The 14,945-nt window shown below is 64.1% G+C and carries 14 protein-coding genes; 4 read left to right on the top strand and 10 right to left on the bottom strand.

What is annotated here, in order from left to right:
- Nucleotides 1–4: 4 nt before the first annotated feature.
- The 8 genes from PJK54_RS14880 to PJK54_RS14845 form a co-directional block, all read right to left on the bottom strand.
- Nucleotides 5–1,249, bottom strand: a complete 1,245-nt coding sequence (locus tag PJK54_RS14880; protein WP_271303248.1) for a polynucleotide adenylyltransferase — start codon at nt 1,247–1,249, stop codon at nt 5–7.
- 48 nt (nt 1,250–1,297) lie between these two features.
- Nucleotides 1,298–1,624, bottom strand: coding sequence for a thiosulfate sulfurtransferase GlpE (glpE, locus tag PJK54_RS14875; protein ID WP_077378098.1), 327 nt, complete (start codon nt 1,622–1,624; stop codon nt 1,298–1,300).
- 67 nt (nt 1,625–1,691) lie between these two features.
- Nucleotides 1,692–2,534: a symmetrical bis(5'-nucleosyl)-tetraphosphatase gene (locus tag PJK54_RS14870; RefSeq protein ID WP_141392525.1), complete on the bottom strand. Its 843-nt coding sequence runs from the start codon at nt 2,532–2,534 to the stop codon at nt 1,692–1,694.
- Nucleotides 2,535–2,649: 115 nt separating this feature from the next.
- A complete protein-coding gene (gene apaG, locus PJK54_RS14865) occupies nt 2,650–3,030 on the bottom strand; it encodes a Co2+/Mg2+ efflux protein ApaG (protein WP_077378092.1) in 381 nt (126 codons plus the stop codon).
- The gene (gene rsmA / locus PJK54_RS14860) at nt 3,027–3,935 is read right to left on the bottom strand and encodes a 16S rRNA (adenine(1518)-N(6)/adenine(1519)-N(6))-dimethyltransferase RsmA (RefSeq protein WP_077378089.1); all 909 of its coding nucleotides are present in this window, start codon (nt 3,933–3,935) and stop codon (nt 3,027–3,029) included. The genes apaG and rsmA overlap by 4 nt, the downstream gene beginning before the upstream one ends.
- Nucleotides 3,936–4,145: 210 nt before the next feature.
- Nucleotides 4,146–5,144: a 4-hydroxythreonine-4-phosphate dehydrogenase PdxA gene (pdxA, locus tag PJK54_RS14855; RefSeq protein WP_084207861.1), complete on the bottom strand. Its 999-nt coding sequence runs from the start codon at nt 5,142–5,144 to the stop codon at nt 4,146–4,148.
- Between the two features lie 7 nt (nt 5,145–5,151).
- Entirely contained in the window at nt 5,152–6,435 is a 1,284-nt protein-coding gene (locus PJK54_RS14850) for a peptidylprolyl isomerase (protein WP_077378083.1), read from the bottom strand.
- 84 nt (nt 6,436–6,519) lie between these two features.
- The gene (locus PJK54_RS14845) at nt 6,520–8,904 is read right to left on the bottom strand and encodes an LPS-assembly protein LptD (protein WP_176503641.1); all 2,385 of its coding nucleotides are present in this window, start codon (nt 8,902–8,904) and stop codon (nt 6,520–6,522) included.
- A 360-nt stretch (nt 8,905–9,264) separates the two neighbouring features.
- Here PJK54_RS14845 and PJK54_RS14840 point away from each other — a divergent pair, with 360 nt between their 5' ends.
- The 4 genes from PJK54_RS14840 to speD all read left to right on the top strand — a co-directional run bounded on the left by PJK54_RS14840 (nt 9,265) and on the right by speD (nt 12,968).
- Nucleotides 9,265–10,464 (top strand): aminoglycoside phosphotransferase family protein, encoded by a 1,200-nt coding sequence (locus tag PJK54_RS14840; RefSeq protein ID WP_271303247.1) that lies wholly within the window; start codon nt 9,265–9,267, stop codon nt 10,462–10,464.
- Entirely contained in the window at nt 10,464–11,297 is an 834-nt protein-coding gene (locus PJK54_RS14835; RefSeq protein ID WP_271303246.1) for a nucleotidyltransferase family protein, read from the top strand. The genes PJK54_RS14840 and PJK54_RS14835 overlap by 1 nt, the downstream gene beginning before the upstream one ends.
- A 146-nt stretch (nt 11,298–11,443) precedes the next feature.
- The gene (locus tag PJK54_RS14830) at nt 11,444–11,869 is read left to right on the top strand and encodes an OsmC family protein (RefSeq protein WP_077378074.1); all 426 of its coding nucleotides are present in this window, start codon (nt 11,444–11,446) and stop codon (nt 11,867–11,869) included.
- A gap of 304 nt (nt 11,870–12,173) precedes the next feature.
- Nucleotides 12,174–12,968, top strand: coding sequence for an adenosylmethionine decarboxylase (speD, locus tag PJK54_RS14825; RefSeq protein ID WP_077378071.1), 795 nt, complete (start codon nt 12,174–12,176; stop codon nt 12,966–12,968).
- Nucleotides 12,969–13,045: 77 nt separating this feature from the next.
- On the opposite strand, the gene PJK54_RS14820 is transcribed toward speD, so the two are convergent.
- Nucleotides 13,046–13,945 carry an ion transporter gene (locus PJK54_RS14820; RefSeq protein ID WP_077378068.1) on the bottom strand — a complete coding sequence of 300 codons (900 nt, stop codon included), beginning with the start codon at nt 13,943–13,945 and terminating at the stop codon, nt 13,046–13,048.
- Between the two features lie 150 nt (nt 13,946–14,095).
- Nucleotides 14,096–14,866, bottom strand: coding sequence for a hypothetical protein (locus PJK54_RS14815; protein WP_271303245.1), 771 nt, complete (start codon nt 14,864–14,866; stop codon nt 14,096–14,098).
- Nucleotides 14,867–14,945: the final 79 nt, after the last annotated feature.

Raw genomic sequence — 14,945 nt, 5'->3', positions numbered from 1 at the left:
CCTCTCAGTGAGCGTGGCCACAACCACAGTGCGGCGCATGGACCTCTGGCGTGGCTCGCCACTCATCCAACGCCTCGGCAATCGCCTGCTGACGCTGCTCGCCCATCGCCCGCCCGATCTCGGCACCCTTGAGCCCCTGAGCGACCAGGGATTGCGGCGAGACCGCCGTCGCGGCCTGCCAGGCGGCATTGCCCAGCCGTGCCAGCCCCTTGTCTTCCACCGCCAGCAAGGCCACCAGCACCGACTGGCGCTCACCACGACGCCACGCATCGACGCCATCCAGCCAGACCTTGAGATCTTCCGCCTGCACGCCACCCTCACGATGCGACGCATCATTCAGCTCTCGGCACAGACGCGCCTGCTGAGCCGCATCGCGCACGGCACTGGGCAGACGCAGCTCCTGCGCCAGGGTATCGATCTCCTCACGCGACAGGTGCTCCACCAGCCGTGCCATGCGCCAGCAGACTATCTCCGCCTCATCGACCAGCTGTCGCGGCAGTCGATCCAGCCGCTCCAGCGCTGACTCAAGCGCACGGGCCTCCCTCGCCAGCGCCGGCATCAGCACGCTCAGGGCACCCAGCTCATCCAGCAGCTGGAAGTAGGCCTCAGGACTGGCTTCCTCCAGCGCCTTCTCGGTTTCCTTCCAGACACGCTCAGCGACCAGATGCGAGACTTCGCCGCTCTCGACCATCCCCTGCATCAACGCGCGAGTCTCCTCGGCGACCGTGAAACCCAGCCCCTGATAACGTGCCAGGAAGCGTGCCACGCGCAGCACGCGTAGCGGGTCTTCACTGAAGGCGTCGGAGACGTGGCGCAACAGTCGTGCCTCGAGATCCGCAAGTCCGCCGTAGGGGTCCACCAGTTCGCCCTCGCCGGGCGGACTGCCCAGCGGCTCGGCCATGGCATTGATGGTCAGATCACGACGCACGAGATCCTCTTCCAGGGTCACGTCGGGGCTGGCATGCACGGTGAAGCCAACGTAGCCATGTCCGGACTTGCGCTCGGTGCGTGCCAGCGCATATTCCTCCTGCGTCTGAGGGTGCAGGAAGACCGGAAAGTCGCGCCCCACCGGGCGGAAACCACGCGCCTGCATGTCCTCGACCGTCGCGCCCACCACCACGAAATCGCACTCATGCCATGGCCAGCCCAGGCGCGCATCGCGCACGGCGCCCCCTACCCGATAGACCTCGAGCCCTTGCAGCAGGCGGTCCGATGACGCATCAAGTCGATGAGGGGCACTACGAGTCATGGGGACTCCTTGGCAGAAGGGAGATGAGACAATCAGGCAAAGGTGGGATCAGCTACCGCTTTCGACATCGTCGCCATGGGTGAGCTGATACTGGGTGAAACCGCCATCGAGAGAGTAGACCTTCTCGAAGCCCTGCCCGGCAAGCCAGGCCGCTGCCTGCTGACTGGAGTGGCCGTGATAGCACACCACTACCAGCGGTGTGTCGCGAGGGGTCTCTTCCAGGATCGCCCCTGCACTGGCGTTGTCCAGATGCCGGCTGCCGGGAATGCGCCCCTGGGTGAAGCTGAGCGGATCACGGATGTCCAGCAGCACGAAGGGTTGTTCGCCGTCGCGCCATTGCGCCAGTGACGCCAGATCAAGATGTTCGAAACTCATGGGAACTCCGCTGAAGATAGGGACAGGAAAATGGACGTGCGCCGCGCAGGGGAGGCGCCTTGCAGAGTCAGTCGCGCGATGTCACCGCCGGTTCGAACACGCGCTGCCCCGTCTCGAGATCGAGCGCTGTCAGCCCGCCACCCCATACACAGCCGGTATCCAGTGCCGCGACATCCTGGCGCGCCGCTGGAGTCTCGCCTTCCAGCGCCGCCCAATGGCCGAACAGCAGGCGCGGAGAGTCATCCCAGGCCCCCTCGGGACGCGGAAACTGGAACCAGGGACGATAGCCCTCGGGCGCGGAATCCAGCCCCTCCTTGGCCGCAAAGTCCATGCGACCCTCGCGGTCCACGAAACGCATGCGGGTGAAGACATTCACGATGCAACGCAGCCGCGCGATGCCGCTGAGATCCTCCCGCCAGAGATCGGGCGTGTCGCCATACATCTCGCCGAGAAACTCGCGATAGGCGTCCCCCGCCAGTGCAGCTTCCGCCTCGCGGGCCAGCGCTGCCGCCTGATTCAAGGTCCAGCCGGGCAGAACGCCGGCATGCGTCATCACCGTGCGCCGCGCATCGATGGTCTCTTCCACCATCAACGGCTGGCGACGCAGCCAGTCAAGCAGCTCGTCGCGATCCGGCGCGTCCAGAATGGGCTGAAGCGTATCGGAACGCTTGAGGCGCCCGAAGCCATGCGCGACCGCCAGCAGATGCAGATCATGGTTGCCCAGCACGATGCGCGCACTGTCCCCGAGAGCCTTGGCATGGCGCAGGCATTCAAGCGAGCCCGGCCCGCGATTGACCAGATCTCCGGCCAACCACATCACATCACGTCCGGGCGTGAACTCCAGACGCTGCAACAGGCGTTCGAACTCAACGTGACATCCCTGCAGATCGCCAATCGCCCACTGCGTCATGCTGCTCCCCCGGCCGCCTGGCGGCCTGCTACGTGAATGACTTGCTGATGATTTCGTTCAGGACGGCGACAGACCGATGGGCCATGTCCCGACCTGGCCCGAGACTCGGCAGGCATCAATGCACCTGATGCGGCCCGGCCAGACGAAATGGCGCGATGGCGACTTCGAAGGTGCGCGCATGGGTGGCATCGGAGAAGGTATAGGCCCCCTGCATCACGCCGACCGGCATGTCGAGGACGGCCCGCGAGGTATAGCGGAAGCTTTCCCCCGGGGCGATCAGCGGCTGCTTGCCGACCACCCCCTTGCCGCGGACTTCCTGCTCGTTGCCGCTTCCCTGGGTGATCTTCCAGTAACGCGCCAGCAGCTGGATCGTCTCGTCGCTGCCATTGTGCACCGTGATGGTGTAGCGGAACACGAAGCGGTTCTCGCTCGGACGACTCTCGTCGGCGCAGTACTCCGGTACGGCGTCGACATGAATGTCCGCCACGCCGCTCATGCGTCGTGATCGCTGTCAGTGGCGGCCTGCGAGGTCGTGACCTCACCGTGACCGACATTGCTGCGGGGGCGCTTGCGGGGCGCGCTGTCCGCCTGACTGGCGGTCATGCCCTGGGCGCTCAGATGGTTGGTGATCATCACCAGCTCCGCGACCGTCAGCGTCTGCGGGCGACGCGAGGGATCAATGCCCAGCGCCGTCAGCTGTTCGGCATCGATACGCCCCTTGAAGTTGTTGCGCAGGGTCTTGCGACGCTGGGAGAAGGCTTCCCGCACGATGATGGCCAGCAGCTTCTCGTCAGTCGCCGGATGCGGCAGCTCGGCATGCGGCACCAGACGCACGATGGCCGAGTCCACCTTTGGCGCCGGGAAGAAGGCACTGGGCGGCACCAGGAAGAGGTTCTCGACCGCACAGTAATACTGGGTCATCACCGACAGACGGCCCCAGTCCGTACCACCCGGCTCAGCCGCCAGACGCTCGACCACTTCCTTCTGCAGCATGAAGTGCATGTCGGCAATCGCGCCACGCGCTTCCAGCAGGTGGAAGATCAGTGGCGTGGAGATGTTGTACGGCAGGTTGCCGACCACGCGCAGTGCCGGACCATCGCCCACCAGCGCCGGAAAATCGAAGCGCAGGGCATCGCCCTCGTGGATGACGAAATCGGGATAGTTGAAGAACTGCACGCGCAGCCCGGGGATCAGGTCACGGTCCAGCTCGATGACCTCCAGCTTGCCCGCCGCTTCCAGCAACGGACCGGTCAGCGCCCCCTGCCCCGGACCGATCTCGACCAGCCGCTCCCCCTCTGCCGGACGAATGGCCCTGACGATACGGGAGATGACGCCAAGATCCTGCAGGAAGTTCTGGCCGAAACGCTTGCGCGCACGATGCGCCGGGAAATGTTGGGACATGGGACTGACTTTCCTCCGGGGAGCCCTGTGGACTCCCGACAACAAGACGCCATCCTTCACCTGTGGAATCGATGCAGAGGCATCGAGGGACATGGAAAGGACGGCGAGACCATCCTGGATGGTCGAATGACTGGGGTAGCGGCGACGCCTGCTTGAGGTGCGCGCTCGGCGTGCCGCATGGACGGTCACGCCAGATGATGGGGGATTATCTCAGGCTCGCGCGGCGGCTGCCATCTCGATGGCCACCTGCACGGCCTGCACGAGACTTCCGACATCGGCCCGACCCGTGCCCGCGAGATCCAGCGCGGTACCGTGATCGACCGAGGTACGCACGATAGGCAGGCCCAGCGTGATGTTGGCCGCCTGACCGAATCCGGCGTACTTGAGCACCGGCAGCCCCTGATCGTGATACATCGCCAGCACGGCATCCACGCCATCGAGATGACGTGGCGTGAACAGGGTATCCGCCGGCAGCGGCCCCGCCAGCTGCATGCCCGTGGCGCGCAGTGCCTCGAGCGTCGGTGAGATCACCTCGATCTCCTCGACACCGAGATGCCCACCTTCGCCGGCATGGGGGTTGAGTCCGCACACCGCGATGCGCGGCGTCTCACGCCCGAAGTAGCGTTTGAGATCTTCCGCCAGGATAGTGAGCACTCGTGTCAGCCCCTGCGGCGTGATGGCGTCGGCCACCTCACGCAGCGGCAGATGGGTGGTGGCCAGCGCGACACGCAGTCCCGGGCACGCCAGCATCATGACCACTTCCTCGACACCGCAGACGTCGCGCAGATACTCGGTATGCCCCGTGAAACCGGCGTGGCCGGCCTCGATCACGGCAGCCTTGGACAGCGGCGCCGTCACCATGGCACTGGCGTGTCCGGCCTGACAGGCGGCGATGGCCACGTCGAGCATCTGCAGGACATGATCACCGTTGCGCGCATCGATCACCCCCGGCTCACTGGGCACCGCCAGCGGCACCGGCCATACGGCCAGATGACCATTGCGGGCCGGTGGCAGGGGGTCGCCGGGGCTCAGCTCATGCAATTCAAGCGAAAGCCCCAGCAGGCGGGCACGACTGGCCAGCAGGTCGGGATCGGCGACCGCGACCAGCTGCGCCGGGAAGTCCTCGGCCTGAGCCGCCAGCATCACCAGCAGCTCGGGACCGATGCCCGCCGGCTCCCCGGCGGTCAGCGCGATCACCTCGGACGACATGGCGCGCTCACTGCTCATCAAGGCGGTTGTCGACATAGGCCTCGGCGCGGATCTGCTGCTGCCAGGCTTCCAGTTCGTCATTGAGCTTGCGCTGGAACAGGGTCTTGCGGACCTTGTCACGCTGGCTGGAATTGGTGACATCCTGCTGACGACGATTCTCGACCTCGATGATGTGATAGCCGAAGCGCGTCTTGATGGGCTGGCTGACCTCCCCCACCTTCAGGGCGTTCATGGCAGTCTCGAAGGACGACACCGTCTGCCCCGGGCTGACCCACCCCAGCTCGCCACCCTTGAGAGAGCTGCCCTTGTCGTCGCTGAACTCCTGGGCCAGCGCGGCGAAGTCCTCGCCTCCCAGCACGCGACGGCGGATGGACTCGGCACGCTCAAGCGCCTGCTGATCACTCATGTTCGGGTTGGGCTGGATCAGGATGTGACGCGCCTGAGTCTGGGAAATCAATGACTTGCCTGCGCCACGCTTCTCGATCAGCTTGACCAGGTGATAGCCGCTGGCACTGCGCAACGGCTGGGACACCTCACCTGCCTGCATGTCCGGCACCACATCGGCGAATACGCTCGGCAGCTCACCGCCGGCGCGCCAGCCGAGATCCCCGCCACTCAGCGCCTGGCTGCCAGCGGATTCCGCCGCTGCCACCTGGGCGAAGTCCGTCCCATCGGCGATCTGCTGACGCAGACCATCGGCACGCTCGCGCGCCGCCTTGACCTGAGCCGGTGTCGGCTCCTGCGGCAGGGCGACCAGCAGGTGCGCCAGGTGATACTGGATATCACTGCCGACGTCCTGCTGGTTGAGATACCGGTCGATCTCGCGATCGGAGATGCGCACCTTGCTGGCCACGCGACGCTGCTGGATCTGTTGCACCAGCAGTTCACGACGCACCTGATCACGCACATCGGCCAGCGACATGCCATCCTGCTCGAGCTTGTCGGCAAAGGCCTCTAGGCTCAGACCATTGTCCTTGGCGATTCCCCGCAGGGTGGCATTGAGCTGGGTGTCATCGATGCTCAGATTGGCCTGCTCCGCCATCTGCAGCTGAATCTGCTCATTGACCATGCGGTCGAGCACCTGGCGCTCCAGCACATTGCGCGGCGGCAGGTTGATACCGCGACTCTGCAGCTGTTGGCTGGCCTGGGAGACACGCCGCTCCATGTCGCTTTGCATGATGGCGTCCTTGTTGACCACGGCAACCACACGGTCGAGCAACTCGGCGGCACTCACCGGCAGGCTTGCCAGCGCGAATGCCAGCCCCAGCGGGGCAATCAGGGTCTTGCGCATCGGGTGTTCTCTCGACGTAAAAATGTTGATGGCGCCGCCTTGCAGCGGCGCCCTGTCGTCAGCGTGCGTGACGCATCCCGGGGGTCAGAAACCGGCGTTGCGATAGCCCGGCACCGCCTGCTCCAGATAGCTGTCCGCGCTCTGGCCGACGCCACCCAGTCCCTTGAACTCGAAGGTCAGGAAGATACCGTTCTTCTCTTCATCATCCGAGATGGTATTGGCGGTGTCGTTGTCATCCTGCCATTCCCGCCAGGTGACCTGGACGCCATAGCAGCAGTCGTTGTACTGGACACCCAGCACCTTCTCCAGCGAGCGGGAATTGGTGCTGTCGTACTGATAGCGGCCCAGCAGCGACCAGCTTGCACTGACCGGCGTCGCGAACGAGAAATCCCACTCGTTGCGGGTATAGCCCAGCACGTCTTCATCGTCCTCATCATCGTAAGGCACGAACCCTTCGATCTCACGATTGAAGCCAAAGTTCAGTACCGTGCCCTGTTTGGCGCGATAACGCAGTGATGTCTGGGCGCTTTCGGTGACACCGCGATCGAAGTCCTGGAACACGGCCTGGGTCGCGGTCCACTGGTCGTTGAGGACCACATCGGCCTGGAAGACCACCGGCGAGCGGTCACGCGTCGCCCGATAGTAATCGGAGTAGCTGTCGAAGTCGGAGCGAGACGTCTTGTCCGGGTCCCCATCCATGTCGATGTTGCGGTCCGACAGGTAGCTGGACTGGCCAACGCCCAGCTTGAGGCGTTCACGACCGCTCTCGTCACTGATGAAGCGCGAGGAGACGCCGTAGGAGATCTTGTTGGTGTCGCCTACTCGGTCGCCACCGCTGAAGCGGTAGGGAGACCACAGCTGATTCCAGCTGAAGGCATCCTCGGAGGTGTCGAAGTCCGGGAAGTCGGACTGATCGACCTCAGGGACATAGGCGTAGTACAGACGCGGCTCCAGCGTCTGCTTGTAACCTTCGCCGAACCACTCGGTATCACGGTCGAAGATCAAGCCGCTGTCCAGTGACAGCACCGGAATGGTCGCCGAGGTACTGCTGTCACGATCGGTCTCGCGATCCCCGTAGTCCAGGTCGTAGCTCAGACTGATCAGCTGGGCACGCGGCTCGATGAAGCTCCAGCTCTGATCGCTGCGCCAGCCCACGGCCGGCGCCAGACGCAGACGGGTGCCGTTGGCGGCTTCATCGTCGTCGATGTCCGTGTCGGTCTCGTCCACATCACGCCAGAAGTAGGTGGCGTTGGAATTCCATTCTTCATAGAAGCCGCTGGTCTGGCTCCAGCGCGCGTTGGCAGTCAGGCTCGGCAGGCGATAGAACGGCTTGTCCTCGTCATCCAGCGGAAAGTCCATCCGCTGATACCCCTGCGCCTTGAACTCGAGATCCCAGACGTCGCCACGGTAATTCAGTCGCGCGAGACGCTCGAGGCTGTCCGTCTCGGTCTCGCCGAAGTTGCGCCCGAAGTCATCGAAGTAATTGCCGTCGGATGCCGCGCCATACTTGAGCTGATAGGCCGTGCGCGCGTCATAGCGACCAGAGTGCTGGTAATTGATGTACCAGCGATCCTCGCCGATGAGATCCTCTTCATCGTCATCCGGATCACTGCCGCCATCGTCATCGGCCAACCAGGCGCCTTCCAGCGTGCCTTCGTCGCCACGCGGCAGCAGGTAACGGAACTCACCTTCCAGCATCTCACCGCGCTCTGAAATGTAGCGAGGCGTGATGGTGGCATCGTAATTCGGGGCCAGGTTCAGATAGATGGGCTGGGCATAATCGAAGCCGCTGGAGCTGGTGTAGCTGAGCTGCGGCCACAGCAACCCGGTGTGGCGGCGGTCATCGACCGGGAAACGCACATAGGGCCAATAGAAGACCGGCACGCCGCCCATTTCCATGCGCGCGTGGGTCGCCTCCCCCCAACCGGACTCCCGGTCGATGGTGATATCGCTGCCGACCAGACGCCACAGGCTGTTGCCCGGCTCACAGGAGGTGAAGCTGGCATCCTTCAGGCGATAACGGCCATCTTCCAGACGCGCCAACTGCACCGCATCCCCCCGGATACGCTGCTTGTGGAAGACGTAGTGACCATTGTCGACGCTGGCCGCGTCGCTGTTGAGCGAGACGCGGGCATCATCTCCGCGCAGCAGCACGCCGGGCTGACGGTAGGTCACCGGGCCCTTGGCCGTCGCGGTATCTCGCGCCTCGTTGACGCTGACCTCGGGCGATTCCAGCTGGGAATCACCCCGTCTGAGCACTACCTCGCCCATCAGGGTCGCGACGCCGTCATTGCCATAATTGGCCTTGTCGGCGGAGGTCGCGACCTGCTCGGGCGTGTCGCCCGCATCGATCCGGTAGGCCGGTGTCACGTAGCGACCGCTGCACAACTGCCCCTTCGGCACCTCATCATAAGGCTGCCAGTCGAGCTGGCTTGCCGACAGCGGCTCCGGCGGGGCGGCTTGCGCCATCAGCGGCGCGCCAGCGGCCAGCGGGGCCAGCGTCCACAGGAGACGCAGCACCAGCGGCTTGAGCCGCCATGTCGCCGGCTGGCTGACGGGGAGACGCGTCGCCGTCGTGGAAGACGCAAGACGACGATGCGGCCGCCCGAGGGCGGACACCGGCTTGCCCGTGTGTATTGAATGGCTGCGCTGGGCCATGGCTGCTCTGTGTCCTTGGCTGGGGGAATCGGTATTATACAGGCCCAGCAACCGGCCTTCCTGCTTGCCGGTTCCGCCTGTCCTGTGGTCACCACACCCCAGCATGCGGGGCCGCGGCACAGGCGTCAACTGACAGCCGGCCCCCGTATCCGCCGACAGGAGCCCCGCCCCATGACATCCGACGCCCGCCGTCAGGCCCTCCACGCCTGGGCTGCCGCACGCCACGACCTCGCCCCCGACACCGTCCGCATGAGCGCGGTGGCCGACGACGCCAGCTTTCGTCGCTACTTCCGCCTGCATCTCGATGAGAGCGCCCCCGGCATGTCGCCCCGCATCCTGATGGATGCACCGCCGGAAAAGGAGGACAGCCATGGCTTCGTCGCCATCGCTCGCCAGTGGCGGGAAGCCGGCCTGCCCCTACCCGAGGTCTTCGCCTTCGATGACGCCCGAGGCTTTCTGGAGCTTGAGGATCTCGGTGATACGCCACTGATGACGGCCCTGACCAGCACCGAACACGCCGACCACTACTATGGCGAGGCCATCGGCCTGCTCGAGCAGTTGCATGAACTGCCGCTGGCCGACCTGCCCGCCTATGACGATGCGCGCCTCAAGGCCGAGATGGACCTCTTCCCCGAATGGTGTCTGGGGCAGCTGCTCGACATGCCGCATGACCGCCGCTACGCCGCCTGGGAAACGCTCTGCGGACAGCTGCTGACGGCCGCGCGCGCGCAACCTCTCGTCACCGTGCACCGCGACTTCCATGCCCAGAACCTGTTCCTGCATGCCGATGCCGGCCAGTCGCGGGAGACGCTGTGGATCATCGATTTCCAGGATGCCGTCATCGGCCCCGAGAACTACGACCTGATCTCGCTGCTGCGTGACCGCCACTGGCGCTGGCCGGAGCCCGCCATGGCGCGCTGGATCGAACAGGCCCGCCTTGCCGCCCTGCCACGCTATGACGCCGCTGGCCTGCCGGCCCCCAGCCCGCTCGCGTATCGTCAGAGCGTCGAGCGCATGGGCGTGCAGCGCAATCTCAAGATTCTCGGCATCTTCGCGCGCCTGACCCTGCGCGACGCCAAGCCACGCTATCTGACGCTGATGCCACGCTTCCTCGGCCATCTGCGTGAAGGTCTGGCCTTCTGCCCCGAACTGATCTCCTTCACCCACTGGCTGGATGAGGTGCTGACCCCGGCGCTGTCACTGCGTCTGGCCTCCGAGTGCGAGGCACGAGGCCTGCGACTGGCCAATGGCGAGACGCCGGAGATCAACCTTGACGACTACGATGAGCTGGCCGCTCTGGCCGATCGCGCGGCACGCCTGATGCGCAACGCCGAGGCACGTCAGACAGATGTCACGCAGGAGAAAGGCTGATGCGCGCGATGATTCTGGCCGCGGGCTTCGGGACTCGCATGCGTCCATTGACTGACCACACGCCCAAGCCGCTGCTGAACGTCGCAGGACGCCCGCTGCTGGAGCATCACCTGCTCAGGCTGGAAGCCGCAGGCGTGGATGACATCGTCATCAACGTCGGCCATCTTGCGCAGAAGATCCTGGAGCATTTCGCCGCTGCTCGCTCTCCCTGCGGCTTGCTGCAGGCGCGCTGGCAGGGCCGCAGGCGCGAACTGACACTGACGTTCTCTCATGAGACGACGCCACTGGAGACCGGTGGCGGCATCGCACGCGCGCTGACACTGCCCGGCGCTCTGACGGCCGATGACGCCGACGAGACGCCCTTCCTGCTGATCAATGGCGATGTCTGGTGCGATGTGGATCTCGGGGCGCTGATGGCCCAGGCACTGGCCAGCCAGACTCAGTGCCTGCCGCCAAGGCCGTTGGCGGGCCTGGTACTGGTGGACAACCCGCCACACCATCCGAGCGGCGACTTCCTGCTGATGCAGGATGGCGAAGTGTGCGACGGCCCCGTGAATGAAGCGGACGAGTGCATGGACAACGCAGACCGCCTGACCTTCTCCGGCGTGTCATGGCTGTCCCCACGCCTGATCCGGCGCGCCCTGCACGAGACGCCGGCTCTGCGAGAGGGTGATGGCGTGTTCAAGCTGGCACCGCTGCTGCGCGATGCCATGCAGCGCGGGGAGGCACGCGGACTGCATCACCGTGGCGAATGGATCGACGTCGGAACGCCGGCAAGACTGGACGAGCTGGACAGGCTGCTCAGCGATCGCCCGGCACATCCGGGGGCATGAGCTCGCAGGCATAAGCTCAGCGCCGGACGTTCCTCCGGCCGCGGGCGCGGCAATGCTATTCTGTGCGCCTTCGTGCGGTCCCGCCTGCGCACCGGTGCACCTCACTGACTCATTGATTCACCGAAGGGAGAGAATTCGTCATGGCAATGAACACCAGCATCAAGTGGACCGATGGTCGCCAGTTCCTCGCGGAATCCGGCAGCGGCCACAGCGTCGTCATGGATGGCAATCCGGAAAATGGCGGACGCAACACCGGCCCGCGCCCGATGGAGATGCTGCTGATGGGGCTGGGCGGCTGCACCAGCTTTGACGTCATCCAGATTCTCGAGAAGGCCCGCCAGCAGGTCACGGACTGCCGCGCAGACCTCACGGCCGAGCGCGCCGATGGCGTGCCCAGCGTCTTCACCAGCATTCACGTCAACTTCGTGGTCACGGGCTACAACCTCAAGGAAGCACAGGTAAAACGCGCCGTGGAGCTGTCCGCCGAAAAGTACTGCAGCGCGTCATTGATGCTCAGCGCCGGTGGCGTCGAGATCACGCACTCCTACGAAGTCATCGACAGCGCCGCCTGATCATCTCCCGGCACTCCCCCTCTGCCACCCGCCGCCATGAGCGATCTGACGGCGGGTGGCAGAGGGGGGCTCACGCCAGCGAGCGACGCTCGACGGGAATTGACGCTGGCGTGTCAGCCCTGCCTGTGCATAATACGCCCCTCAAACCGGTTGTCTTCCCGGTCGCTCCTCGGCCATCGGCCACGAAACGAGCGCCGCAGGACACCTTCTTCGGCCCGATGTTCACCCCTGGATGGCAACGCCACGCGGGCGTGATAGAGGCATCGGATGTCATACCACCCTCCCATCTCAAGGAGGCCTGGACGTGAGCGATCAACTCCGCCTTCACGGGTTCAACAACCTCACCAGTTCGTTGAGCTTCAATATCTACGACATCTGCTACGCGCAGACCGAAGAACAGCGTACGGCGTATATCGATTATATCGATGAACTCTACAACGCCGAGCGCCTGACCCAGATACTCAAGGATGTCACCAACATCATCGGTGCTCACGTGCTGAACATCGCGCGTCAGGACTACGAGCCGCATGGTGCCAGCGTGACCATCCTGATCGCCGAGCATGAGCTGGAAGAGACGGACCCCGCCCAGACGGAGCCGGGCCCGGGCCCGCTGCCCGAGACGGTCGTCGGCCATCTGGACAAGTCACACGTCACGGTGCACACCTACCCTGAGTCCCACCCGGACAACGGCATCAGCACCTTCCGTCTGGATATCGATGTCTCGACCTGTGGCATGATCAGCCCGCTGAAGGCGCTGAACTACCTGATCCACAGTTTCGACTCTGACATCGTGACCATGGATTACCGCGTGCGCGGCTTCACCCGCGACGTGGATGGCAAGAAGCTGTTCATCGATCACGACATCACCTCGATCCAGGATTACCTGGCGGAAGACACCAAGTGTGCCTACCAGATGGTCGATGTGAACGTGTATCAGGAAAACATGTTCCACACCAAGATGCTGCTCAAGGACTTCGAGCTGGACAACTACCTCTTCGGCACCTCGCGTCGCGAGCTGACCTTCGAGGAAGCCACCAACATCGAAAGCCGTCTGCGTCGCGAAATGCTCGAGATCTTCTACTCGCGCAACTTCGACTGAGCCGGGCACGCCTTGAGGCATGCAAAAGCCCCTGACACCTTTGGGTGTCAGGGGCTTTTTTCTGGCCCGATCACGGCTCAACGCTTTCCGTCAGGCCCGGGGTCCGTCTTGCGTTGCGGCGCAGTGGTGCCGGCCTCGTCCAGACGCCGGGCCATCTCGTCATTGACCTCACGCTGGAGCGCCTCACGGCGCTGTTCGCGCTCCGCCAGCGACTCCCCCTGCATCACCGCCACTTCATCAAGCCGGGTGCGCAATTCACGCACCTCGGTCGTCAGCTCGCTGATCTGGTGGTAGAGCGCGCGGGTCATGTCGCGCTGGGCACGCGCCGCGCGCGCCTCCTGCTCACTGTCATCCTCGATGAAGATCGAACTGATGTAGGCCGCGAAGCTCCCGAACAACCCCACGCCTCCCACCATCAACAGCACGGCCACGACCCGCCCCAGGGTGGTGATGGGATAATAGTCCCCATAGCCGACGGTGGTCACCGTCACGACGGCCCACCACAGCGCCTCCTCGGCAGTGTTGATGGGGCTGTCGGGGTTGGGAGTCTCCACCATCAGCATGGTGAGTGCGCCGAAGACCACCAGCAGCACCGTGGCAGTGGCCGCAGAGGCGAACACCCCCTCGGCGCGATTGCGGAACAGCAGCTTCCAGATCATCTCCATCGACTTGATGGCGCGCAGCACTCGCAGTATCTGCACCACACGAAACAGCCTCGCCCCCTGGAAGAGGCCTGCCGGAATACAGGCCAGCAGGTCGATCCAGCCCCACTTCATGTACTCGCGCTTGCTCTTCGCACTGGCGAACCGCTTGCAGAAATCGACGAAGAAGAACAGGCAGACCACGTAGTCCATGTACTGCAGCAGTCGCTGGACCGGGGGCGACAGTTCGAAGATCAGATCCACGACCATCGCACCGATGACATACAGTGACAGCACCAGGATGAACAGCTGAAAGGGCGTGACGCGTTCCTGCATCCGAGGATCTCCGTAAATGGGGCTCAGGAAAGCCTACCCCATCCTCGACGCCCTGACAGTGTGAAGACACCGCTGTCATGCTTGCGATGATTCATGCGCCTAGTGATTCATGCGTCCGGTAGTTCATGCGTTAGCCTCATGTGCCCGCACTCATGACGCCTTGTCGCGCGACTCGTCGTCACTCGGGGGCTGGAAGGTAGACTGCTCGCTGATGTCTTCCCCACTGATGCGATTCAGAAGCTTGCGCAACTTGTGACGCTGGCGGCGTGATGACAGGCGATTGGAATCCCAGCGCTCCGGTACCAGCGCACATTCTCCATTGGCATCGTACAGACGGAAGGCACGCTCGACGCCGATCGGGTGGTCCTCACTGCCATAGATGCCGATGATGCTCAGCGTCAGGCGCTGGAATTTCAGCTGCTCATTGCTGGGCCAGTGACCGTCGAGCGAGATGCCATTGCGGCGCGCCATGCGCTCGATGACTTCAGAGAACGTCCCGATATGCAGGAAGTCGCCCGAGCCCAGCGGCCCCTGACGCGTGGTATCGGAGATACGCCATTCACTGCTGCTGGAAGCCTCCTTCGCGGACTGTTCGCTGTCGCCATCCTGCTGATTGTCACTCTGCTCGTCACCTTCCTGATAGCTGCGTTCGAACTCGGTGACATCCATCAGCAGGCTGCCATGACTGGTATCCAGCCGGGCGATGATGTGCTCGATGAAGATCGATTCGGCACTCATGTTGCTGACGATGCACAGGCTGTCGATCCCCTTGGACTTGCCGCGATTGATCAACACGCGCGGGCGCCGCTGGCGACGGAAGTTGTGATACAGCAGCTGTGCGTAGACCAGCCAGATGAAGAACGAGCCGATACTGGCAATCGCCGAGATGGTTTTCGAGTGATTCGCGATCCACTCCATCATGCTGACCTCCCCTGTCAACGTTGTCTGGTGCACCCTTTCTTGGGGATGGCGACAGGGGATTGCGAGCATTGATATGGCG

Source organism: Cobetia sp. MMG027 (assembly GCF_027947415.1).
GTDB lineage: Bacteria > Pseudomonadota > Gammaproteobacteria > Pseudomonadales > Halomonadaceae > Cobetia > Cobetia marina.
The sequence above is the reverse complement of the archived record's forward strand: the minus strand, read 5'-3'. Positions and strand labels throughout refer to the sequence as shown.

What these genes read in the sequence shown, in the direction of transcription:
- PJK54_RS14880 (WP_271303248.1), bottom strand. Translation starts at nt 1,249, where the DNA reads ATGACTCGTAGTGCCCCTCATCGACTTGATGCGTCATCGGACCGCCTG.
- glpE (WP_077378098.1), bottom strand. Translation starts at nt 1,624, where the DNA reads ATGAGTTTCGAACATCTTGATCTGGCGTCACTGGCGCAATGGCGCGAC.
- PJK54_RS14870 (WP_141392525.1), bottom strand. Translation starts at nt 2,534, where the DNA reads ATGACGCAGTGGGCGATTGGCGATCTGCAGGGATGTCACGTTGAGTTC.
- apaG (WP_077378092.1), bottom strand. Translation starts at nt 3,030, where the DNA reads ATGAGCGGCGTGGCGGACATTCATGTCGACGCCGTACCGGAGTACTGC.
- rsmA (WP_077378089.1), bottom strand. Translation starts at nt 3,935, where the DNA reads ATGTCCCAACATTTCCCGGCGCATCGTGCGCGCAAGCGTTTCGGCCAG.
- pdxA (WP_084207861.1), bottom strand. Translation starts at nt 5,144, where the DNA reads ATGTCGTCCGAGGTGATCGCGCTGACCGCCGGGGAGCCGGCGGGCATC.
- PJK54_RS14850 (WP_077378083.1), bottom strand. Translation starts at nt 6,435, where the DNA reads ATGCGCAAGACCCTGATTGCCCCGCTGGGGCTGGCATTCGCGCTGGCA.
- PJK54_RS14845 (WP_176503641.1), bottom strand. Translation starts at nt 8,904, where the DNA reads ATGGCGCAAGCCGCCCCGCCGGAGCCGCTGTCGGCAAGCCAGCTCGAC.
- PJK54_RS14840 (WP_271303247.1), top strand. Translation starts at nt 9,265, where the DNA reads ATGACATCCGACGCCCGCCGTCAGGCCCTCCACGCCTGGGCTGCCGCA.
- PJK54_RS14835 (WP_271303246.1), top strand. Translation starts at nt 10,464, where the DNA reads ATGCGCGCGATGATTCTGGCCGCGGGCTTCGGGACTCGCATGCGTCCA.
- PJK54_RS14830 (WP_077378074.1), top strand. Translation starts at nt 11,444, where the DNA reads ATGAACACCAGCATCAAGTGGACCGATGGTCGCCAGTTCCTCGCGGAA.
- PJK54_RS14820 (WP_077378068.1), bottom strand. Translation starts at nt 13,945, where the DNA reads ATGCAGGAACGCGTCACGCCCTTTCAGCTGTTCATCCTGGTGCTGTCA.
- PJK54_RS14815 (WP_271303245.1), bottom strand. Translation starts at nt 14,866, where the DNA reads ATGATGGAGTGGATCGCGAATCACTCGAAAACCATCTCGGCGATTGCC.